This window comes from Colwellia sp. Arc7-D (assembly GCF_003061515.1).
Lineage (GTDB): Bacteria > Pseudomonadota > Gammaproteobacteria > Enterobacterales > Alteromonadaceae > Cognaticolwellia.
In genome coordinates, this window is the sequence record NZ_CP028924.1 from 947504 (window position 1) to 972787 (window position 25284).

At 39.0% G+C, this 25284-nt stretch carries 9 protein-coding genes and 1 pseudogene; 4 read left to right on the forward strand and 6 right to left on the reverse strand.

Annotated features, from left to right (window positions below; genetic code table 11):
- Positions 1–3: 3 nt before the first annotated feature.
- The 3 genes and pseudogenes from DBO93_RS04125 to DBO93_RS04135 form a co-directional block, all read right to left on the reverse strand.
- Positions 4–1416: a TolC family protein gene (locus tag DBO93_RS04125; protein WP_108455196.1), complete on the reverse strand. Its 1413-nt coding sequence runs from the start codon at positions 1414–1416 to the stop codon at positions 4–6.
- Positions 1409–4560, reverse strand: a pseudogene (locus DBO93_RS04130) (multidrug efflux RND transporter permease subunit). Before DBO93_RS04130 ends, DBO93_RS04125 begins: the two are co-directional and overlap by 8 nt.
- Before the next feature lie 9 nt (positions 4561–4569).
- Positions 4570–5754, reverse strand: a complete 1185-nt coding sequence (locus tag DBO93_RS04135; RefSeq protein WP_108455197.1) for an efflux RND transporter periplasmic adaptor subunit — start codon at positions 5752–5754, stop codon at positions 4570–4572.
- A 138-nt stretch (positions 5755–5892) separates the two neighbouring features.
- On the opposite strand from DBO93_RS04135, the gene DBO93_RS04140 reads away from it, so the two are divergent.
- Both DBO93_RS04140 and DBO93_RS04145 read left to right on the forward strand, forming a co-directional pair.
- On the forward strand, positions 5893–6837 hold the full coding sequence (locus DBO93_RS04140; protein ID WP_108455198.1) for a LysR family transcriptional regulator: 945 nt from the start codon (positions 5893–5895) through the stop codon (positions 6835–6837).
- A gap of 337 nt (positions 6838–7174) precedes the next feature.
- A complete protein-coding gene (locus tag DBO93_RS04145; RefSeq protein WP_108455199.1) occupies positions 7175–9634 on the forward strand; it encodes an acylase in 2460 nt (819 codons plus the stop codon).
- A 79-nt stretch (positions 9635–9713) separates the two neighbouring features.
- On the opposite strand, the gene DBO93_RS04150 is transcribed toward DBO93_RS04145, so the two are convergent.
- From DBO93_RS04150 to DBO93_RS04160, 3 genes are all read right to left on the reverse strand, one after another.
- Positions 9714–10328, reverse strand: coding sequence for an ABC transporter substrate-binding protein (locus DBO93_RS04150; protein WP_108455200.1), 615 nt, complete (start codon positions 10326–10328; stop codon positions 9714–9716).
- Positions 10329–10475: 147 nt separating this feature from the next.
- Positions 10476–11060 carry a TetR/AcrR family transcriptional regulator gene (locus DBO93_RS04155; RefSeq protein WP_108455201.1) on the reverse strand — a complete coding sequence of 195 codons (585 nt, stop codon included), beginning with the start codon at positions 11058–11060 and terminating at the stop codon, positions 10476–10478.
- 135 nt (positions 11061–11195) lie between these two features.
- The gene (locus DBO93_RS04160; RefSeq protein WP_108455202.1) at positions 11196–12518 is read right to left on the reverse strand and encodes a M24 family metallopeptidase; all 1323 of its coding nucleotides are present in this window, start codon (positions 12516–12518) and stop codon (positions 11196–11198) included.
- 549 nt (positions 12519–13067) lie between these two features.
- Here DBO93_RS04160 and DBO93_RS04165 point away from each other — a divergent pair.
- Both DBO93_RS04165 and DBO93_RS04170 read left to right on the forward strand, forming a co-directional pair.
- Positions 13068–13319, forward strand: coding sequence for a hypothetical protein (locus DBO93_RS04165; RefSeq protein WP_108455203.1), 252 nt, complete (start codon positions 13068–13070; stop codon positions 13317–13319).
- Positions 13320–13831: 512 nt separating this feature from the next.
- Positions 13832–25207 carry an Ig-like domain-containing protein gene (locus DBO93_RS04170; RefSeq protein WP_108455204.1) on the forward strand — a complete coding sequence of 3792 codons (11376 nt, stop codon included), beginning with the start codon at positions 13832–13834 and terminating at the stop codon, positions 25205–25207.
- Positions 25208–25284: the final 77 nt, after the last annotated feature.

Consider the following 25284-nt stretch of genomic DNA (forward strand, 5'->3'; position numbering starts at 1 on the left):
ACTCTACATATTATTGTTGCTAATTGCATAGCTCCATTGCCCATTAAATGACTGGTAGGCATTCACTTTAGCAAGCAAGGCTGAAATGGTTAAATCAACAGCATTTTCTTGAGCTATTAAAACATCCTGACGCGCATCTAACAACTCTAAGTAAGGTATTTGACCTTCTTCATACATGGCATTTGCTTGTAAAAATGCTTTATTAGCAAAGCTATATCGCTGATCGGCAAAGCGCTTTTGCTGGTCTTGATTTACCAATAATTGTAATGCAAGTTCACTTTCACTAAGCGCCTTTAACACCACTTGTTGGTAATCGCTATATGCGGCTTCACTTAAAAACTGCTGTGCGTCACGCTGAGCTAAAAGCGCAGGATAACTGAGTATTGACCACTGTAGTGTTGGCGCTATTTGCCATTGCTGTTGTGTATTGCTCAGGCCTGTACTATCAATACTTAATATCCCACTAAAAGCACTTAAACTGATGTCGGGTAGCAATGCTTTACTTGCTGACACACTTAAGCTGTGAGCTTGGCTAAAATCATAAAGAGCACGGCTAATGTCGGGTCTAAGGGCTATAGCATTATTTGGTTCGCTAAGTGTTACGTTAAACTCATGGGCTAAAATCGCTTGCTCATCAGCTAAAACTACATCTTGCACTAAGCGACCAGTTAATACAGCTAAGGTCGATAAATCGCGATATTTAGCGTATTGAATCGCGGGTATTAAGGCTTGTTGTTGTCGCAATTGAGCCATAGTTCGGTTTAAATCAAGCTCGTTCGCAACGCCTTCATCCACCCGTGCTTGAAGTACATCAATGCCTTGCGTTAGCGCATCAATTTGCAAGGCAATTATGTTTTGTTTTTCAACATTACCTTGATAACTCACAAAGCCTTTTACTACAGACGAAACCACTTCAATTTGTAATAAACGTACTTGTTCAGCTTGGCTCATGGTTGATGCATTTGCAGCATCAACCAACGCAGTAATTCGTCCAAATAAATCTAACTGCCAATCAAGCGCTAAACTAGCACTTGATTGACGATCAAAAGTAGAAACCACATCGCTGCGTGTAGCTCCTATAGCAACACCACCTTGCGGTAAGTATTGCGCTTTTTGTTCACCTAATCGTGCTAAGGCACTTTTAAGTGTTAATTGGCTAGTTTTTAAATCGTAGTTATTTGCTAAAGAGTCGACTACAAGCTGGTTCAACTGTGTTGAATCAAGCTTTTGCCACCAATTAATTTCATTTTCACCGCTTAACTCGCTAGCAATATTGGCTTTAGTGATTAACTTACTCACTTGGCTTTGCTCATCAGCAATGTCAATTTTGTTGGCACAGCCTGATAAAAACACAACGGCTAAAATTGCACTGACCGTAAAACCTTTTACAGGTCTCATTTTTCTTAATTTAGTCATGAGAAACCTCTTGAATTTTTTCTTTTTTACTTGTTACTAACATATAAAACACGGGGTAAATAATAAGCCAAACACAGTGACACCAATCATCCCTGAAAATACAGCGTTACCCATAGCATGACGCATTTCTGCTCCGGCACCTGTGGCCAACACTAATGGCACAACACCAGCAGTAAAGGCAATTGAGGTCATTAAGATTGGGCGTAAACGCATACGACAGGCCTCAAGTATGGCGTCTAAGTGCGATAAGCCGTTGTCGTGCCTATCTTTAGCGAACTCGACCATTAATATGGCGTTTTTGGAGGCTAAAGCCACCAGCACTATTAACGCTATTTGGGTAAATATATTATTGTCTGAGCCGACAAACCAAACCCCCAATAATGCTGAGAAAATAGTCATAGGCACGATTAATATAATTGCCAATGGCAAGCGCAAGCTTTCGTATTGAGCAGCAAGCACCATAAACACCAGTAAAACAACTAATGGGAATATATAAACCATGGTGTTACCGGCAAGTACTTGCTGATATGTTACTTCTGTCCATTCATACTCAATACCAGCAGGTAGCGTGTCGGCAAGTACTTTCTCAATGGCGAGTTGAGCTTGATCAGAGCTATAACCAGGCGCTGGACTGCCGTTAAGTTCTGCACTTGGGTAACCGTTGTAATGCATTACACGATCAGGCCCAATAGCAGGTGTTACTGTTAATATTGAACCTAATGGCACCATGTTACCGTTACGGTTACGTACTTTTAGATTTAAAATTTGTTCTGGATCTTGTCTAAAGTCAGCATCAGCTTGGGCATTAACTTGGTAAGTACGACCAAACAAGTTGAAGTCATTTACATACACTGAGCCTAAGTAAATCTGCAAGGCGTCAAATACTTCATTTAATGGAATACCTTGAATAAGCGCTTGCTCGCGATCAATATCGATATCCATTTGAGGTACTTGAATACGAAAACTTGAGTAGAGTCCCATTAATGCAGGATCTTTTTGCGCTTTACCAATAACGGCTTGTAAGCTATTAAATAAGGCTTCGAAGCCTTTGTTAGCTCTATCTTCAATTTGCAGTTTAAAGCCGCCCGTAGTCCCTAAACCTTGAATTGGTGGTGGTGGGAATACCGCAACAAATGCTTCATCAATGGCTGCAAAACGTTGGTTTAATTGTGCCGCTATTGCTTGAGCCGACAAGCTTGGATTATTACGCTTGTCAAAACTATCAAGTGGCGTAAATACAATACCGCTGTTAGGACTGTTGGTAAATCCGTTAACTGATAAACCAGGGAAGGCTACTGTGTGCGCTACGCCGGGAACATCTAAAGCCATTCGCTGCATTTCTGCCAATACCGCTTCGGTTCTGTCAAGGCTGGCCGCATCAGGTAACTGGGCAATCGCGACTAAGTATTGTTTATCTTGTTGAGGAATAAAGCCACCAGGTACAGTATCAAACAACTTAATCGTACCGCTAACTAAAGCAAAGTAAGCCACCATAACAACAACAGTCATACGGATAAGTTTTTGGACTAATTTTTCGTAACCTTTAGCACCACGATTAAATACGCGGTTAAATGGTGTAAACAACCAACGGCCAAATAACTTATTGAGTAAGCGAGTGAAAGCATCTGGTTTTGCATCATGGGGTTTTAATAATAATGCCGCTAACGCCGGTGATAGTGTTAGTGAATTAAAGGCTGAAATAATAGTCGAAATAGTGATTGTTAATGCAAATTGCTTATAGAATTGTCCTGATAAGCCAGTGATAAAAGCAGTTGGAATAAATACCGCACTCAAGACTAAGGCAATAGCAATAATTGGCCCTGTAACTTCACTCATGGCAACGCGGGTTGCTTCAAGTGGAGATAAACCTTTTTCGATATTTCGTTCAACATTTTCTACTACAACAATAGCATCATCTACCACAATACCAATGGCAAGTACTAAGCCAAATAGTGACAGAGTATTTATCGATACACCTAGCCATTGCATAACAGCAAAGGTACCAATTAATGAAATAGGTACAGCAATTAATGGAATAATAGATGCACGCCATGTTTGTAAAAACACAATAACCACAATAACCACAAGCGCAATTGCTTCTAATAGTGTGGTAATTACCGCGTCAATAGAGCCACGTACGAATACGGTTGGATCATAAACAATGTCGTATTCAACGCCAGTAGGAAAATCCTTTGCTAAACGCGCCATAGTTTCACGTACTTGATCAGAAAGCTCTATAGCGTTTGAACCAGGACGTTGGAAAATAGGCATAGCTAAAGCGGGTTGGTTATCAAGTTCAGCTCTTAGTGAGTATGAGTCTTGACCTAATTCAACACGTGCAACATCAGATAAGCGGGTTATTTGACCTTGCTCACCAACTTTAATAATAACTTGTTCAAATTCTTCAATACTATTTAAACGACCTTTAACATTTAATAATATTTGAAATTGATTATCGTTCGAAATAGGTTGTGCACCTAAACTACCCGCGGCAACTTGCTGGTTTTGAGCACGTAATGCTGTAACGACATCAGTAGCCGTAAGCCCACGTGATGCAAGAACATCGGGATTTAACCAAACGCGCATTGCGTATTTGCCGCCACCAAATAAACGAATGTCGCCTACACCGGGTAAACGAGCAATTTCATCTTTAATGTTTAAATCAGCATAGTTAGATAAATACGCGGTATCGTGCGTTTTTTCTGGTGAATATAAATGTACTACCATAGTTAAGTCGGGTGATGACTTCTCAGCCACTACACCAAGACGCTGTACTTCTTCAGGTAAACGCGGCAATGCACTGTTTACACGGTTTTGTACTTGCACTTGAGCACGGTCTAAATCGGTACCTAATGCAAAGGTAACTGTTAAAGTCATGCGACCATCGCTGGTACCTTGTGAAAACATATATAGCATGTTTTCAGTGCCGTTAATCTCTTGCTCAAGCGGTGTTGCAACTGTTTGAGCAATAACCGTTGGGTTTGCACCAGGATAACTCGCCGTGACTACAACGGTTGGAGGCACAACTTCAGGGTATTCACTTATCGGTAATTGAAATAATGAAATACCACCACCGATCAAAATGATGAGCGATAGTACCGCCGCAAAAATGGGGCGTTGAATAAAAAAGTGAGAAAAATTCATGTTCAGCTCTTAGTATTTAGCTACAAGGCTTACATCGTCAATTGATGACAAAGTAAATGCGATATCGGTTGTATCAATAGTGACAGTTGTTGGGTTAATAGGCATGCCAGGACCAACACGAGCAGGGCCGTTAACAGCGATAATGTCGCCTTTGTTTAAACCTGAAGTAATAGCGCGCAACTTTCCATATCGTTCACCTATTTCAACTAGCTTGTACTCTAAAATGTTGTTTTCACCAACGGTAAGTACAAAGCGATTTTTTAAGTCTGTACCAATAGCACGTTCAGGAATAAGAATTTGTTTCGTAATCTCGTTAGCCGCAAGTTTAATTCGCGCAAATGAGCCAGCTCGTAATTGGTCATTAACTTCATTATGTTGACCTTCAAAAATAGCGCGCACACGTAAAGTACCTGTTGAGGAATTAATACGATTATCAATAAAGTTGATGTGGCCTTCATGTCTGAAGTTTTTCTGTCCTACTTTTTGCATAACGACTTGTTGCTTACTATCAGCTGTAACATCAGCAAATGAACTATTCCAAGTGCGTTCATCGATATCAAAATAGGCATACATTTCATTATTTGAAACGATTGACGTTAATATGCTTTGTCCTGCAAGCACGTTGTTACCACGGGTGATATTTGCACGTGAAATAACCCCATTAATTGGTGATCGAATAGCAGTAAACTCTAAATCAAGTTCAGCTGAAGTTAACTGTGCTTGTAGTGCCGCCAACTGAGCTTCACGTTGATGTAAAGTTGAAGTTCTAGCTTGTGCTTGTTCAGTTGAAATAGCTTTTCGTTCGGTTAATCGTACTGCACGTTTAGCTTCACTTTGCGCTTGATCTAAGGCTGCATTTGCACTAAGAATTTGAGCTTCTAAACTAGCAACTACAGCAGCAAAAGGACGATCGTCAAGTTGAAATAATAAGTCACCTTGCTTTACATTATCGCCTTCTTTAAAAGCAATACGGTCAATAACACCTGAAACGCGCGGCATTAATGCTACTTCTTCAGGAGACTCTAAACGACTCGTGTAAACATGCCAATTTTGTACTGGCTCAACTAATACTTCAGCTACATCGATAGGCTGTAGTGGTTGTGATGCTGTTTTTTGCATTGGTTCTTCAGAGCATGCTGCTAAAACTAAACTGATGGAAATAACGCTTGCGGCAATAAATATTTTTTTGCTCATGGTGTTTCTCTTTTGGTCAAAATGACGGTGCATAAATTAATAGTGAGATTTTACGCAATATATACGTGCAAAAAAAGCATAGTTTTTTAATTTCATTAGTGCGAAAATGGCATCAATAAAATAGATGTAGGAAAAATAATGGATACAACCAGCCGGTTATTGATGTTACTTGATGTCGTTGAACTGGGGTCGTTCGCAAGTGCAGCAGATCACAGAAACATTGACCGTTCTGTTATTTCGAAGCAAATTAGTCGATTAGAAGATGACTTAGGTGTGCGGTTGTTAAATAGAACAACACGCTCTTTTTCATTAACAGCAGCTGGCGCAGAAATGATCAAAAAATCTCGTGAACTGCGAGACTTGTTAGGGCAAACCGTAAGATTAGCTGAAAATTATCATCAAGAGCCGCAAGGGGTCTTAAAAATAACCTCGTCTACCATTATTGCTAAGCGTTACTTACAGCCGGTGATCAATGACTTTCAAAAACGTTTTCCGCAGGTTGAAGTTGAGTTACGTTTAGAAGATCGTGTTATGGATATTGTAGCCGAAGGTTTTGATTTGGCCTTTCGTGTCGGCGAGCCGAAAGACTCAACGTTAATTGCTAGAAAAATTGCCCGTAATAGGCTTGTTATATTGGCCTCTCCTGAGTTTATTAATACTTATGGTATGCCTAAAAATATTGATGAACTCGCACTTTTGCCAGCGGCAACATATAACAGTAATTCTTTAAGAGTTACCAGTATTAACTATATAGATAAAAACGGTCAGACCAGAGAAAAAACCATAAAAAGTGTTTTTCGTGCTAATGACGGCGAGGTTTTATTATTAAAAGCACTTTCAGGCACCGCCTTTGTGGTGTTGCCCGCGTTCATTTTAGAACAGGAGGCTATTGACGGAAAGTTAGTGCCACTGCTACCTGATATAAAATTATCTGATTTCAGTGCCATGTATGCTATTTATCCACATAGAGATCTGCCGGTAAGAACACGGTTATTTTTTGACGCCGTTCGAGAGCACATCGGTAAAGATATACCCATTTGGGAAAATAAAATTCCAAATTTTGACCAGATATACCAAGGTTAAATCACATTTAGTTTTTTCTGACCAGTAAATAAGCGATAAAAAGTTAAGAAAAACCATATGGGTATCGTGCTATTACTGCGACTGTTGGAGGCTGCAAATTAACCCATAGATCCTTTTTATTTCGATTAAGTCCTAAACTCAAGTTATAAATTTTTATTGAATGTCATCGATTAATAATTGTTTGAGATTGATGGTTTATTGTGCAAGTATGACTAGGTAAGTACAGTTTTACGTATGATAAAAATAAGAGAATTTAAAGGGAGTTTATTTTGAATTATTCAATAAAAAATACAATAAAACCTATTTCAATCATAGGTCTACTTTCAGTTTTATCAGCATGTGGGGGGGCGAACATACCTATATTGGTGCGCCAGAGCCTGTAACCCCAACACCCATTACACCACCAGCAGTTGTAACACCCGTACCTTCATTTGATGATGACGGGGTGCTAACGGCTAATATTCGTTGGACCGATTATGGTGTGCCGCATATTAAAGCTGATAATTTAGAAAGTATGTCTTACGGTGTGGGATATGCGTTCGCAAAAGATAATATCTGCATACTGGCCGATCAAATTTTGAAGTATAACTCTCAACGCGCAAAATATTACGGTCCTGATATAGTGCCAGCCTCGGGAGACTCAGCGCATTTAATTAATGACTTTGGTTTTTTAACCATGGGCATAAGAGCGCATGCAGAACAAAATATCAATTCACTTTCAGCTAATAGCCAAGCATTACTATCGGGTTATGCACAAGGTTATAATAAGTACCTAGCGGATACTGGCGTTGCTAACATAGATGCGTCATGTGCCAATATGCCTTGGATACAACCGATAACTAATATTGATATGTTGACCTATTCACTAGGAATTGCCTTGTTACCCGGCGCAGCTAACTTTCTTGGGCCTATGTTTTTAGCCGCTCCTCCAGGAGAAAGTTTTGCACCTTATCCACAAAGTGTTGGCGTTGATAGTTATGTAGTTAACTCAAAACCAGTGATTACACTTCCTGAAAAAAATCCTAGTGATTTAGGTTCGAACGGGTGGGGATTAGGTAAAGATAAAACAGAAAACGGTAAGGGTATGGTATTAGCTAATCCACACTTTCCACATACCGGTAACTTACGTTTTTGGCAGTTTCATATAACTATCCCTGATCATTTAAACGTTATGGGTGGCTCGCTTACTGGTGTACCTGGGGTTGTAAATATTGGTTTTAATGAAAATGTTGCATGGACTCACACCTTTTCATCAGCAGAGCATTTTGTGATTTATCAGTTAACTTTAAATCCTGGTGATCCTGCTCAAATGTCACAAGTTATCGACGGAACAAATCGTTTAATAACAGCTAAAGAAATCGTTATTGATGTTGCTGTTGCGCCGGGTCAAACCATTAAACTGGCTAAAATGACTTATGCTACTCACCATGGTCCGATGGTTGTGGTGCCTGGTAATTTTGAATGGGGTCCAGGTGGTAATGCTTTTGCTATAAAAGACGCTAATTTAGGTAATGTTGATATTATCGATCATTGGTTGGCTATGAATTTAGCTGGCAATATCGATGAGTTTAAACAAGCTTTTAAAGACTTCGATGGCGTTATTTTTAATAATACTATGTCAGCTGATAGTGAAGGTAATGTTTTCTATATTGATGATTCAACCGTACCGCACTTAACCGCTACAGCAATTAATGAAATGACCACGAACCCACTTCTTGTTGGGGCTAAGCAAGCGGCAGGGTTTACCATATTACCCGGATTTTTATCTGCGTTTGATTTTGATCGAGCAGTGCCTTATGAAAATGCACCAAAATATTCAGGCACTGATTATGTTCAAAACTCAAATGACAGTTTTTGGCTAACTAACCTAGATTCGCCTATTACAGGTGTTTCACCTTTATATGGACCCGTTGACAACCAGCAATCGCTTCGCTCACGCATGGCGCATAAATTATTAGCTGATAGTGCTGGCAGTGATGGCTTATTTAACCCTGTGGAGGTTGAGCAAGCCTTACTAAATAATCGTAATTATCTTGCTGAAAATATACTGACAGAGCTTTTAGCTATATGCCAAGCACAAGGTAGCACTGCGGTTTCAGTTGGCAGTGAAAGTGTCGATATTAGTGCTGGTTGTGCCGCTCTCGCTTTGTGGGATGGCAGCATGAATAAAGAGAGCAGTTCAGCGCATTTGTTTAGAGAGTTTGCTTTTCAGTTTAGCAAAAACCCACAATGGCGTAATAATTTCACGACCGATAACGTCACTTCAACGCCTAGTGGCTTAGCAAGCAACAACACAACATTAGAGCAGTTTGCCCAAGCAATTTTGAATGTTGAGTCAGCAGGTTTAGCGCTAGATGCAACCTTAGGTACAGTACAGTTTGTTGAACGCAGCTTACCCGATGGCAGTGCTTCAGGGGTTAAAATACCTTGGGCTGGTGCGCACAATATTGAAGGCGGTTTTAATGTGTTTAGTACCCGCACAGGTAATGATGGATCTTTAGTACCTCGACACGTTTACCCTGCACAAAATAGTGACTCTATTTTAAGTGCAGAAGGTAAAGGCTATCATATTAATTACGGAAGTAGCTGGATGACAGTAGTAAACTTTACTGATGAAGGCCCTGTAGCGAGAGGTTTATTAAGTTATTCACAATCGTCAGAATATGGCAGTGACCATAACCTAGATCAAAGCTTACTATATTCACAACAACCGCAACTTAGACCATTACGTTTTACTGAAGCTGATATTGAAGCAAATAAAGTAACGGAAATGACGATTAGCTCTGCTCCACAGTAATAAGATTAAGTAACTTACAAAAAAGCCCGTATAACTTAGAAGTTATACGGGCTTTTTTTTAGCAATAATTTGTTTGGTATTAACTTGCGATTGAAGCAAGTTCTAAAGTAACTTGATCTAAACCTAAATCAGATATTCTACGATTTACTTCAGCTTGCTTACTGCTAATTAATGAGATGCCTTCAACTATCATATCGTAAGCTTTCCACTCTTGTGACTGAGTGTCTTTACGCATTTGAAAAGTGATATTAATATCTGGCTTACCGGTATCGATGATTTTAACATCCACAGAAGCCGACTTTGCATTATCTTTTAACTTACCCTCTGGCTCAAACAATACTTTTTGATTGCTGTATTGCATTAAAGCATTGGCGTAAGTACGAACTAAATATGAGCGCATGGCAGAAATAAAATTTACACGTTGCTCTTTGGTTGTATTTTTTAAGTGTTTACCTAAAATTTTAAATGCCGCATATTGGTAATCAACTGATGGCATTAATTCTTCTTCAACGATATCTCGCATTAAATCAGGGAATTTTTTTAAAGCATCTTGTTTATTGGCAATTTTCGTAAACAGATTATTACCTGTTACTTCTATTACTTGATAAGGAGAGACTACTTGTGCAGTCTCAGCTGCGGTACTGGCTTGTACAAAATTAGTGAATAATACAATCAGTAATAAGAGCTTTTTCATGATGGTCCTTGGTAGTGCTGTTAATGTAAAGTGAATCAGAATTGTTGCTATTATACATACCGACCGCGCGGTCGGAAATAGCTTTTTGGATTAAGATAGTCGATAAAGTGTTAAGAATTGTTATTTCAGGATGAAATTTTTTTGTAACTACCGTTTTAACTGTCGTATGTAACGACAAAGTTCTTTAATGACTTTGTCAAACAGCTCTTTATTTAATGAGCTTTTACTTAAACTTGAAGAGCCATGATAGGTAGAAACGATGAAGTAGGCTACTTGGCTATAATCAAGATTTGGTTGCAGGTGTCGGCTAACACGCGATAAGTTTGTCGCAATTAATAAATTCAACTGTTTTTGAACTGCAAGTATACGAATTCGAAAACCTTCATCTACACCAGACATCTCCTGACATAGATTATTTAAAGGGCAACCGCAAACTAGTTCGTCACAACTCATGGTTTTTGAAATTGCGCTAAAAAACTCACACAAGCCTTCTATTGGATCTTCTGCTTCTACTGGAGGTTGCCAAAGTTCGAGAAAAGCAGGGGCGTAAACTTCTTCAAAAACGGCATAGCCCAGCTCCATTTTATTAGCAAAATGATGATATAAAGCCCCTTTAGATATTTCACAGCGCGCTAAAATACAAGATAAACTAGTCGCAGTAAAACCCTTTTTATGGATTTCATCAGCACTGACTTCTAATATTTTTTGACGAGTTTGCTCTGAGTCTCTCATGGGATTACCTTAAAGCACCTTAGTAATATAATAGTGTAAGTTTAACCGACCGCAAGGTCGGTTGCAAAGCAAAATTATGAAGAGGTACACAAATAAATGACTAAGGTATTAACTTATTAAAACTAAAATATAAAGTTAAGTGGTATTTAGTTTAATTAATTTCCCTATCGGTTCGTCTAATGATGCGGGTGGCATAGTGAACCATTGCGGTCCATTTTTAGTCATGTAAATACAATCTTCTAAACGCACGCCAAACTCCCCCTGAATATAAATACCAGGTTCATTAGAGAAACACATGCCGGGTTTTAACAGGGTAGTTTCACCATGAACAAAGTTGACACTTTCATGTCCTTCCATACCAATTCCGTGTCCAGTTCGATGAGACAAACCCGGAAGTTTATAGCCTGGGCCAAAGCCCTTAGTTTGGTAGAATTTACGTACTGCATCATCAACTAAGCCTGCTTGTGTACCTATTTTCGCTTGTTCAAAAGCTATTTCTTGGCCTTGTCTTACCGTCTGCCAAACATCACGCTGGCGCTTGGTTGGCTCGCCAAAGACAAAAGTTCGACTGATATCAGATTGATAACCATGAACATTACAACCGCAATCCATTAACACGACTGAGCCTTCAGTGAGTATTTGTTTTTGCTTAGTACCATGAGGATATGCACTGGCTTGATTAAACAGCGCCATATTCCATGCACCTTTCCCGCCTAATTGTTCTTGGGCAGTGTTCATTAATGCTTTTACATCGCTTTGACTCATACCCGCTTTCAGCTTTGAAAATACATCGGCATAGGCAAGTAAGGTCACTTCATTCGCTTTGTGCATTAATTCAAGTTCGTGTTGACTTTTATACATACGACAACCACGAGTTACTGGCTCAGCACTGACATGTTGCATGTTAGACAACTTCGACATGACACCACTTAAAACAAAGTATCTGACAGAGTTTTCAAAGGCGATTTTACCTTTGTCTGATCCTGAGTCGTGTAATATTTGTTGAATTAATGAGAAAGGACTTTCGTGTTCTTGCCAAACTCTTATGTCGTCACCTACGGCTAAACTTTCCCGAACACTTGGCTCTTCAAAAAAAGGACAGACAACAGATATGTTGCCTTCACGTGGGATAATAACGGCTGTTAAGCGTTCACTGCGCCACCACTGTACTCCTGAAAAATAATCCATAGCAGCACCGGGCTCAAGGATCAGTGCAGAAATATCAAGTGCTGTCATTAATTTTTGAGCCTTAGCTATTCGCTCAAGTCGCTCTGCTTTAGTTATGCCCTCAATGGTGTTGGTAATAGACTTGAGTGGATAATTTGGTTGTTTATTTGTAGTAGATTGAGCACCGAAAGGCTTTGCAATACTGGTTGATGTAAGTGTTTGGGTAGCAATCGCCATAGTGGCAACGCTTGCACCACTTGCTTTTAAAAAAGTTCTTTTACTGATGTTCATATTTTTTCCTATATAAAGTAAAAGTGTTACTCAGGTGGAATAGTAAAGCTTTATAGCTTTACGCTAGCGGTTATTTTATTCATGAGCAAGTAGTTACCGACAAAAAGACATTTTCATGAGGTGTATGAATATGAATGAGAACTCGTCAGCACTTTTAGTTGTAGATTATGTAATTAAACGGGGTAATTAAACGGGGCGAAATCGCATTATTCTTTTACATTAGTTTCTTTGCTGTAAGTTTGAATAGTGCCCAGTAAGTGGTTTAGTAAGCAACTATACATAGTAAGAATAAAGTTTTTCTAGGGTACTTAACCTAGAAAAAGTCACTAAAGCATGAAGGCTTGCTTTATCACAGAGAATTAAGTTTTAAATACTAATTAAATATTGATATAAATAGGTTGGTTAGTATTTAATTAGTATTTAATTAGTGTTTAGTTAGTAAAGTGAAATAACCTTTATGGTGTTTAAGCTTCCAAAGTAAGTTAAAGTTCACTTCTTAATACTGACCACATCAATCATCAAATCTGTACATTTATTTTGTAATTATTTATGGCAAAACCAAATAAAAAAGGCCCAACAAAAACCGTTGATATTTTTTGCGTAGCTTGTAACTGCTTATTATTTAAATATCGAAAGGGGGGTAAAGGGGCGTTAGTTAAAAGTTTTAAAGAAAGGATCAGCCAAGACTATACTGTTGAGTCTTGTGTTTGCCCTAAGTGCCAAAAACCGTTTGCTCGCGAAACTTTGATCCGTGGATTGCCGGCTTATAAATTTATTGGTGGTAAGGTTTGGTTTAAGTAACGCTAACTGTTTAAGGAGCTAAGATTAATCTGAAAACATAGTGAACGCTTTAAAATCAATATACTTTTTATATACAACAAATCATATTTAGGTGCTCTTACATCCCTCTCTTTTTTTATTAAATACATGATATTACGCTGTCTGCAAAGCTGTCTATAAAATGATTGTTCTTCCGCTTATAAATAAGCCTACTTAGTTTCAAGCTATCTGAGTATTTCAACTTTATTGCATTTTTTGTAACTTTAAATTTACAATGGATATTAAGTAGAAAAGTACTCTTCATATAGCAACCCCCTCGAACACCCAGTTAACCTCTTAATAATAAAGCTAAATCATGCCTTAATCGATAATGTGGTTACGTAAACCCACCAAAGTAGGCGTATGAGGTATTTTTATATAAATATATTTTTATTTTATTTTTTACTTTTCAAATTCTTGATCTAGGCTCTATTAATACGTTGAACAATTTTTGATGTGTTATAGATTTTTCAAAATGCTGGTGATCAATAGATATGGATATTTATTTAAAAAAGGTACTTAAGACCTTTAGGTGGTTTTTTGTTTTTCAGCTGCTCATTACATCGTATTATGTAAAAGCAACTGAAACTTGCGAAGCGATTTTTGTTGCCAGCAGTGGCGTGGCTACCGTTAGTAGCGCTGATGCAGAATTAATTAACTTTATAACTGGTGGGTTGTTAGGGTTAAATGTAAAACTTTCTATTGCAGATACTGGATATAGCTCATTATTAACGGCGGGGATAGAGCTCGAAGAATACCTTGATACTTTAGCGATAGATTTAAGTGTTGCTAATAAATCTGATGCAGTTGCTGCCAATATCAGCTTAGTGCAAGCTATAGATGCAGCAATTACAGTTTTACAAAATCAAGGTGGCAATACTGTTGCCATTGCAACGTTAAATAATATTAAATTTCAGTTACCTGCGGGTACTTTTTCGTTCTTAGATGTTATTGATTTAAATGTAGAAGATAGCGCTGTATTATCTACAACCGTTAATGTTCTCGATTTTCACATGTTGATAATACAAGCATTTAACCACCAAAATGCTATCAGTGCTCAAAACATTTCTTTAAATTTATCTACCCTTGGACTTAACGGTACATTTGGTCCGTTATCTATTTCTCTTAGTGATGTATCTGCTGCCTTGATTGCTGTTGAAGGTCCTAAATTAGTCAGTGGACCTGTTGGAACCGCATTTACTACCTCATCTATTAGGCTAAGAATATTAGCAGATCTTATTGATGTGGCTGCCGCTCCCTTGACGCTAGGTTTAGCAAGTGTTGAGGTAACTCTGACAGACTTTGAAATTTATGCCGACGTTGCGAGAGCTAATGGGACCGTTGATCAGCTTTCTTATTTAACGCAAACTTTACGTTTAAATGTAACGCCGGGAGTCGCAAGTTTATACTTAGGCCAGATTAGTGCGGCTAACTTTAATGATAGAACATTAACCAGTAATATTGATTATGCAACAGAAGTAGCGCCTGTAGTTATAGGTAGTATTTACATTAATCTAGGCATAGGTAGTAATGAAACTATTGCATTAGAAGCACGTGCTAACGCCAATGCAAATGGCACTTTAGAAAGCCTTAATTTTGTTTCTCCATTTCCTGAAAGTCAAACCACAACAGCGGGTGTTGGCGTGGTTAATACGCTACTAAGCACTTTATTCTCTAATACAGTACTTACCACGACTCCGAGCCCAGCATTAGTCAATACGACATTACTGTTAAATTTGATTCGTAGTCTTGTTGTTGATGATATTTTATCTCCTGTTATTAGTGATATTGTGACAAATTTTGCTGACCCCACGGCAGATGCATTAGGCATTAGTATTGGGAATGCGACAGAAAAAGTATTTGCAATAAATGGAGGTAGTTGCATACCAACCGTAGATAACTTAAATACAGCTGACCCTACACCGACATTAAGCGGTTTAGCTTATCGTTCATTAGTTGATTCAGAGTTATTAACTATTGAACTGAACAATATTTCTTATCATGAAAATGTTGATTTTGTAGTTACAAATAATCAATGGTCGTTAATTGTACCTCCTGCAGACACCATGCTCGATGGCGTCTATAACGTTATTGCGACAGTAACTAATGGCGTTGACAGTCTTTCGGATCAAACTAATGCTGAATTAACGGTAGATTCGAGTCAGCCTTCAGTTCAAATTCAAAATGTTCCAGCCAATACTAATATTGCTTTCACAGCAACTTTTGCCTTTAGTGAGGATGTTTCAGACTTTGATGTTGGCGATATCATTGTTGGTAATGGCAGTGCGAGTAGTTTTAGTACCGTAAACACGAGCACTTATACCGCGTTGATCACACCTATAGCTGATGGAACTGTGACGTTAGATATAAACGCTAATGTTGCTCAAGACAGTGTGGGTAATTTTAATACGGTGGCGACTCAAGCCAGCACTATTTATGATGCAAGTCGTCCATCAGTTGCAATTCAAAATGTACCCGCGACAAGTAATGCTCCATTCACCGTTACGTTTGTTTTCAGTGAAGCTGTAACAGACTTTGTTGTTGGTGATATCATTGTTGGTAATGGCAGTGCTAGTAGTTTTACTACCGTAAACACGAGTACCTATACAGCATTGATCACACCAACAAATGATGGAGTGGTAACGTTAGATATAAACGCTAATGTTGCACAAGATAGTGTGGGTAATTTTAATACGGTGGCAACTCAAGCCAGCAGTACTTATGATGCGAGTCGTCCTTCAGTTGTAATTCAAAATGTGCCAGCGACAAGTAATGCTCCATTCACCGTTACGTTTGTTTTTAGTGAAGCGGTAACAGACTTTGTTGTGGGTGATATCAGTGTTGGTAATGGCAGTGCGAGCAGTTTTACTACCGTAAACACGAGTACTTATACCGCATTGATCACACCGACCGCAGATGGTGCGGTAACGTTAGATGTTAATGCTAATATTGCACAAGATAGTGTAGGTAATCTTAATACGGCTGCGACTCAAGTCAGCAGTACTTATGATGGAAGTCGTCCGTCAGTTTTAATTCAGAATGTGCCTGCCACAAGTAATGCTCAATTCACCGTTACGTTTTCTTTTAGCGAAGCGGTAACAGATTTTATTGTGGGTGATATCAGTGTTGGTAATGGCAGTGCGAGCAGTTTTACTACCGTAAACACGAGTACTTATAGCGCCTTGATCACACCGACAGCAGATGGAACTGTGACAATAGGTGTAAGTGCTAATGTAGCTCTGGACAGTGTAGGTAATTTTAATACGGCTGCAACCCAAGTAACTAGCCAATATGATGCTAGTCGTCCTTCAGTCACTATTCAAAATGTACCTGCAACAAGTAATGCTGCATTCACCGTTACGTTTGCTTTTAGCGAAGCGGTAATAGGCTTTGTTGTTGGTGATATCAGTGTTGGTAATGGTAATGCGAGCAGTTTTACTACGGTTAATACGAGTACTTATACTGCATTGATCACACCGACTGCAGATGGAGCGGTAACGTTGGATGTTAATGCTAATATTGCACAAGATAGTGTAGGTAATCTTAATACGGCTGCGACTCAAGTCAGCAGTACTTATGATGGAAGTCGTCCGTCAGTTTTAATTCAGAATGTGCCTGCCACAAGTAATGCTCCATTCACCGTTACGTTTTCTTTCAGTGAAGCGGTAACAGACTTTGTTGTGGGTGATATCAGTGTTGGTAATGGCAATGCTATTAGTTTTACTACCGTAAATACCAGTACTTATACTGCATTGATCACCCCTATAGCTGATGGAACTGTAACGTTAAATGTTAATGCTAATGTCGCTCAAGACAGTGCAGGGAATTTTAATACGGCGGCAACTCAAGTCAGTAGTACTTATGATGCAAGTCGTCCATCAATTACTATTCAAAATGTACCAGCCACAAGTAATGCGCCATTCACTGTTACGTTTACTTTTAGCGAAGCGGTAATAAATTTTGATGTTGGTGATATCAGTGTCGGGAATGGTGGCGCGAGCAGTTTTACCTCCGTAAACACGAGTGTCTATACCGCATTGATCACACCAACAACTGATGGAGTGGTAACTTTAGATGTAAACGCTAATATCGCTCAGGACAGTGTGGGTAATTTTAATACGGCTGCTACTCAAGTCAGTAGTAATTATGATGCAAGTCGACCGTCAGTTGTAATTCAGAATGTACCTGCTAATTCTAACAGTAGCTTTACTGCAACCTTTGCTTTTAGCGAAGCGGTAGCAGATTTTGTTGTTGGTGATATCAGTGTTGGAAACGGTAGTGCTAGTAGTTTTGCTACAGTTAATAGCAGCACTTATACTGCTTTGATCACACCTATAGCAGATGGTGCGGTAACGTTAGATGTAAATGCTAATGTTGCTCAAGACAGTGCGGGTAATTTTAATACGGCTGCGACTCAAGTTAGCAGTACTTATGATGCGAGTCGTCCATCAGTTTTAATTCAAAATGTGCCAGCAACAAGTAATGCTGCATTCACCGTTACGTTTACATTCAGTGAAGTTGTTACAGAGTTTGTTGTGGGTGATATTAGTGTTGGTAATGGCAGTGCTAATAGTTTTACTACCGTAAATACGAGTACTTATACCGCATTGATCACACCGACCGCAGATGGTGCGGTAACGTTAGATGTAAATGCTAATGTTGCACAAGACAGTGTGGGTAATTTGAATACGGCGGCAACTCAAGTAACTAGCCAATATGATGCCAGTCGTCCATCAGTCATTATTCAAAATGTACCTGCGACAAGTAATGCTCCATTCACTGTTACGTTTACTTTCAGTGAAGCTGTTTCAGGGTTTGTTGTTGGCGATATCAGTGTTGGGAATGGCAATGCTAGTGGTTTTACTACGGTAAATACGAGTACTTATACTGCGTTGATCACACCGACTGCAGATGGTTCTGTGACACTAGATGTAAACGCTAATGTAACTCAGGACAGTGTGGGTAATTTTAATACGTCTGCGACTCAAGTCAGCAGTAACTATGATGCAAGCCGTCCGTCAGTTGCAATTCAAAATGTACCAGCAACAAGTAATGCGCCATTTACCGTTACGTTTACTTTTAGCGAAGCGGTAATAGGCTTTGTTGTTGGTGATATCACGTTAACTAATGCTACCGCGAGCAGTTTTACTACGGTAAACACCAGTACTTATACGGCATTGATCACACCTATAGCTGATGGAACTGTAACGTTAAATGTTAATGCTAATGTTGCACAAGATAGTGTAGGTAACTTTAATACGGCGGCGACTCAAGTCAGCAGTACTTATGATGCAAGTCGTCCGTCAGTTTTAATTCAAAATGTGCCTGCGACAAGTAATGCTCCATTCACTGTTACGTTTACTTTCAGTGAAGCTGTTTCAGGGTTTGCTGTTGGCGATATCAGTGTTGGGAATGGCAATGCTAGTGGTTTTACTACGGTAAATACGAGTACTTATACTGCGTTGATCACACCGACTGCAGATGGTTCTGTGACACTAGATGTAAACGCTAATGTAGCTCAGGACAGTGTGGGTAATTTTAATACGTCTGCGACTCAAGTCAGCAGTAACTATGATGCAAGCCGTCCGTCAGTTGCAATTCAAAATGTACCAGCAACAAGTAATGCGCCATTTACCGTTACGTTTACTTTTAGCGAAGCGGTAATAGGCTTTGTTGTTGGTGATATCACGTTAACTAATGCTACCGCGAGCAGTTTTACTACCGTAAACACCAGTACTTATACGGCATTGATCACACCTATAGCTGATGGAACTGTAACGTTAAATGTTAATGCTAATGTTGCACAAGATAGTGTAGGTAACTTTAATACGGCGGCGACTCAAGTCAGCAGTACTTATGATGCAAGTCGTCCATCAGTTTTAATTCAAAATGTACCAGCAACAAGTAATGCTGCATTCACCGTTATGTTTACATTCAGTGAAGCTGTTTCAGGGTTTGTTGTTGGCGATATCATTGTTGGTAATGGCAGTGCTAATAGTTTTACTACCGTAAATACGAGTACTTATACCGCTTTGATCACACCAGTAGCAGATGGTGCGGTAACTTTAGATGTAAACGCTAATGTTGCACAAGACAGTGTGGGTAATTTGAATACGGCGGCAACTCAAGTAACTAGCCAATATGATGCGAGTAGTCCGTCAGTTGTAATTCAGAATGTACCTGCTAGCTCTAACAGTAGCTTTACAGCAACATTTGCTTTTAGTGAAGTAGTTACAGGGTTTATTGTTACTGATATCACGTTGACTAATGCTACCGCGAGCAGTTTTACTGCGGTAAATGGTAGTACTTATACAGCATTGATCACACCATTAGTTACCGGTGCGGTGACGTTAGATGTAAACGTTAATATTGCACAAGACAGTGCGGGAAATTTGAATACAGCTGCGATTCAAGCCAACAGTAATTATGATGTGAGTCGCCCATCAGTAACTATTCAAAATGTACCTACTAGTGGTAACAGTAGTTTTACTGCAACGTTCGCCTTTAGTGCAGACGTTACCGGTTTTGTGCTTGGAGATATAACGTTGACTAATGCTGCTGCTAGCAGTTTTACAACAGTTAATGGCAGTACTTATACTACGTTGATCTCACCTATAGCTGAAGGTCTTGTGACATTAGATGTTAATGCTAATGTAGCACAAGACAGTATTGGCAATCTCAATACAGCCGCCACGCAAGTTACTAGTCTATATGATGCAAGTCGCCCTTCAGTTGTAATCCAAAATGTTCCAGGGAATAGCAATAATTCATTTACGGCAACCTTTGCTTTTAGTGAAACAGTGCTTAATTTTATTGTTAGTGATATCAGTGTTACCAATGCGACCGTAAGTAACTTTACTGCCGTAAATGGTAGTAACTACAATGCATTAATCACACCTACCGCTGATGGAGCTGTAACCGTCAATATAAATGCTAATGTTGCGCAAGACACTGTTGGTAATTTGAACACTGCTGCGACTCAAGTCACTAGCCAATATGATGCTAGCCGTCCGTCAGTTGCAATCCAAAATGTCCCAACGACAAGTAATAATGCATTTACAACTACCTTCGCATTTAGCGAGGCTGTCACCGGATTTGTTGTTGGCGATATAACGTTGACTAATGCTGCTGCTAGCGGTTTTACGACGGTAAATAGCAGCACTTACTCCGCATTGATAACACCTATCACTGACGGTGCAGTAACCGTAAATATAAATGCGAATGTAGCACAAGACAGTGTGGGTAATTTGAATACGGCAGCGACTGAAGTTATTAGCCAATATGATATCAGCCGACCATCGGTTGCTATTCAAAACGTTCCAGCAAATAGCAATAATGCATTCACCGCAACTTTTTCCTTTAATGAAGCCGTGATAAATTTCATTCTCAGTGATATCAGTGTTTCAAATGCCGTTATTAGTAACTTTACTGTTGTTAGCAGCAGCAGTTATACCGCGCTTATCACGCCGACAAGTGACGGAGTTGTTACTTTAAATGTAAATGCAAATGTTGCACAAGACACAACTGGAAACTTAAACACAGCGGCGACTCAAGTGACGAGTCAATATGACGGTACTCGTCCTTCAATTACCATTCAAAATGTACCAACAAATAGTAGCAGTGCATTTACTGCATCATTTGTTTTTAGTGAAAATGTCATCAACTTTATTCAAAGTGATATTACTGCTACTAACGCTAATATAAGTAATTTTACTGCCGTAAATGCGAGTAATTATACTGCGCTGATAACACCTGTTGCTAATGGGCTTGTTACCTTAAATGTTAATGCTAATATCGCACAAGATAGCATTGGCAATCTCAATACGGCAGCGGCGCAAGTCACTAGCCAGTATGATGTTAGTCGTCCTTCAGTAGTTATTCAAAATGTACCTGTAAATAGTGCTAGCCCATTCACCGCTACTTTTGTATTTAGTAAAACAGTCATTGAATTTTTACTGAGTGATATTGGCATTACTAATGCTGATATTACTAACTTCACTGTTGTTGATGGCAGTACTTATACTGCATTAATTACGCCTACAGCTGACGGGTCAGTTACTTTGGACGTTAGTGAAGGGGTTGCTCAAGACAGTAGTGGTAATCTCAATACGGCGGCAACGCAGGTTACAAGCCTGTATGACGCAAGCCGCCCATCAATTACCATTGAAAATGTTCCTTTAAATAGCCAAAGTGCTTTTACTGCGACCTTTGCATTTAGTGAACCAGTGATCAATTTTATTCTCAGCGATATTAGTCTAAGTAATGCGACTATAAGTAACTTTACCATCGTTGATGACCGCAACTATACTGCTTTAATCACGCCTATAGCCGAAGGTTTAGTGACGATAGATGTTAACGCTAATGTAGCACAAGACACTATAGGTAACCTCAATACTGCAGCAGTTCAGGTGACTAGCCAATTTGATGCAAGTCGCCCGGCCGTTGTTATTCAAAATTCTCCTGCAGTTACACGTAATGCTTTCACAGCGACTATTGTTTTTAGTGAACCAGTTCAAGACTTTGTTGTTGGTGATATTAGTGCAACCAATGCAACCATCAATAACTTTGTTGTTATTGATGCCAGTAACTATACAGCGCTAATAACACCAATTTCAGAAGGTGATGTTACGTTAAATGTAAACGAAAATGTTGCACAAGACAGTAATGCTAATTTTAATACTGCTGCTGCAGAAGTTACCAGCCAATATGATATTACCGCACCTGAAATAACTATTATAAACGGCCCAACTATCAATATCGTTAATCAATCGAATTATAATATAGAAGGCACATGCGATGACGAAAATGTCGTCGTCGTTATCGTTAATACTTTAAGCCCCAACTCAGTTAACTGTGATGAAGGACTGTGGGTATTGAATAAAGATATGAGTGCTATTGCAGACGGTGCAGCAGCAGTAACCGTTAACGCTAACCAAACTGACAGTGCAGGCAATATTGGTAATGCAGAGCCTGTTGTTATTGATAAAGACACTGAAAAGCCAGTTATTAGTATTAACCGAGTTATTTATAGCCAAAACGATGCATTAATATTTAGCGGCACATCTGACACAGAAGACGGATCGGCAATATCAATTATAGAGTCAACCGATAATAACTTATGTGAAGCACCAGTGAATAACAAAGCTTGGAATTGCGAGAGTGGCATTGTTTTATCAGAAGGAACTTATGACCTAAGGGCTGAGGCACAAGACGAAGCAGAAAACTTAAGCATTATTTATTTCTCGCAAACCGTAAATTTTGATGAAGATAATGATGGTATCAAAAACTCTGTTGAAGGCTATGGTGATAGCGACAATGACGGCATACCAGACGCTCAAGATACCGATTCTGATAATGATGGTATTCCTGATAGTGAAGAAGGGGTTGGCGATGATGATCGCGATAATATTCCTAATTATCTAGATACTAATTTGGACGAAGATGCTGATGGCGTACCTGATGTTATTGAAGGTAATACGGATATTGATAATGACGGCGTCATTAATGCCTTTGATATCGACAGTGACAATGATGGCATCGTTGATGGATTTGAAGCACAAATTTCCGGAAACGATATTGATAATGACGGTATTGATGACATATTTGATGCAGATATAGGCGGTGATGACCCTGATGGTGATGGCATAACCTATCAAATTATTGATACCGATAATGACGGCATAGCAGACTTCTTAGATGTAGACTCTGATGGTGATCGCATCCCTGATGCACTAGAGGCTTTTATAGGCTTTCAAGATTTAGACAATGACGGTATTTGGGATAGATACGACCAAAGCTACACTCTGGGCTCAGATATAGACAACGATGGCATCGATGATTTATACGACGCTGACCAAACTAATGGTTTAGATGTTGATAACGATGGTATTAATGATTTATTGATTATATTAAATGATCACAACAAAAACTTTAGGCCTGATCATCTTGATATAGACAGTGACAGCGACGGTATTCATGACAGTATTGAAGCTAACATTACTGGCTTTGACCATGATAATGATGGTATCGACGATGCCTTCGATTCTGACCTATCTAATGAATTAGATGTTAATAATGACGGTATTATTGATACTTTCATTTTTATCGATACAGATGCTGATGGCATTATCGATATGAATGATCTTGATAGCGACAATGATGGTGATACAGATACTTCAGAAGCTAACGTTCAAGATGATGACAAAGATGGCATTGCAGATATAGGCACGCCGGTAATGACCGATGTTATTGATACTGATGCCGATAGTATCCTTGATTATTTAGATTTAGACAGTGACAACGACGGTGTTTTTGATATTCAAAACAATGCAAACAGCGCGTTCGACTTAAATAATGATGGACGAGTTGATCTTACTGAAGACATTGATGGCGACGGCATAGACGACTCAATTGACGGCAACACACAAGTACTTGGTCATGGCAGTAATGCTGACAGCGATGGTGACTCTGTGATTGACGTAATAGATAAAGACGACGATAACGACGGTATTGCAGATGTTACTGAGCGGAGATTTGAAAATAACCTAAATGACATTGAAAACATAGATGGAAACCAAATCACCAACGCGCGCAGAATGTCGTCAATAGATACTCGACAAGCAATGGATTCAGACAATGACGGTATTATAAATGAAAAAGATCGTGACAGTGATAATGACGGTATTTCAGATCTAATTGAAAATGGCAGACCCAATTTATCCGGATTTGATCATGATAAAGATGGCATTGACGATGTATTCGATGCTGACTTTACCGGCGGTGTAGATAATGACCAAGACGGTGTTGATGATATTTTTATCGTTAAAGATACAGACCAAGACTCAGCCCCTGATTATTTAGATCTTGATAGCGATAATGATAAAATTAGCGATAACATAGAACAACTTACTGTTCCTCCTTCAGGTGTTGATACTAATGGTAATGGGATTGATGATGCATTTGATCCTGCGTTTAATAGCAATCAAGATGATAACTTAGACGGCATTGACGACACACTGGTGGTTTTATCAAACCCTGATGGCGATAACATATTAAATTTTCAAGATACCGACAGCGATGGTGATGGTATCGAAGACATTAATGAACAGGCGCGTGACTTTGATGGTGATGGAACGCCAAACTATCTAGATCTTGATAGTGATAACGATAAAATTAGTGATGCTATAGAAGGGCTTAATGACTTCGACCTTGATGGAGCCTCTAACTTCTTAGACCTTGATAGCGATGGTGACAATATAAGTGATGAATATGAAGGAAACATTGACTTTGATGCTGATGGATCACCAGACTTTTTAGATCTAGACAGTGATAACGACAGTATTAGTGATGCTAGAGAAACAATAAATGATTTTGATGGTGATGGTGCTTCTAACTATAAAGATCTTGATAGTGATAATGATGGTATAAGCGATGAAATAGAAGGAGATACCGACTTTGACAGTGATGGGGCGTCGAACTTTTTAGACTTAGACAGTGATGATGACGGTATAAGTGACGCAGTCGAAGGAGAAAGTGATTTTGATGTAGACGGAGATCCTAACTTTTTAGACTTAGACAGTGACGGAGATGGTCTGAGCGATATAGAAGAAGGTGAAATTGATAGCGACAATGACGGAACGCCTAACTTTTTAGATTTAGACAGCGATAATGATGGTATAGCTGATAAAGATGAAAATGGCGACTTTAATAGCGATGGTATTAATGATGCTACCCAAGATCAGAGAAAAGTACAAAGTACGCTGAAAGGGTCTGGCAATGTAGGCGGTTTCATTATTTTGATGTTGTTACTCTTAGCGATTAAGCGCAATACACGTGTTTGTTTAACTATTCAGTGTAATAAGTGTAGGTAAGTGTAGATAAGTGAAAATAAAATAATTGATTTGATTTGATTTGATTTGATTAAGAAGACTGAAAGCAAAAAAATATG

Excerpts from the sequence above, each read along its gene's own strand:
- DBO93_RS04125 (WP_108455196.1), bottom strand. The coding sequence starts at position 1,416 with ATGACTAAATTAAGAAAAATGAGACCTGTAAAAGGTTTTACGGTCAGT.
- DBO93_RS04135 (WP_108455197.1), bottom strand. The coding sequence starts at position 5,754 with ATGAGCAAAAAAATATTTATTGCCGCAAGCGTTATTTCCATCAGTTTA.
- DBO93_RS04140 (WP_108455198.1), top strand. The coding sequence starts at position 5,893 with ATGGATACAACCAGCCGGTTATTGATGTTACTTGATGTCGTTGAACTG.
- DBO93_RS04145 (WP_108455199.1), top strand. The coding sequence starts at position 7,175 with ATGTGGGGGGGCGAACATACCTATATTGGTGCGCCAGAGCCTGTAACC.
- DBO93_RS04150 (WP_108455200.1), bottom strand. The coding sequence starts at position 10,328 with ATGAAAAAGCTCTTATTACTGATTGTATTATTCACTAATTTTGTACAA.
- DBO93_RS04155 (WP_108455201.1), bottom strand. The coding sequence starts at position 11,060 with ATGAGAGACTCAGAGCAAACTCGTCAAAAAATATTAGAAGTCAGTGCT.
- DBO93_RS04160 (WP_108455202.1), bottom strand. The coding sequence starts at position 12,518 with ATGAACATCAGTAAAAGAACTTTTTTAAAAGCAAGTGGTGCAAGCGTT.
- DBO93_RS04165 (WP_108455203.1), top strand. The coding sequence starts at position 13,068 with ATGGCAAAACCAAATAAAAAAGGCCCAACAAAAACCGTTGATATTTTT.
- DBO93_RS04170 (WP_108455204.1), top strand. The coding sequence starts at position 13,832 with ATGGATATTTATTTAAAAAAGGTACTTAAGACCTTTAGGTGGTTTTTT.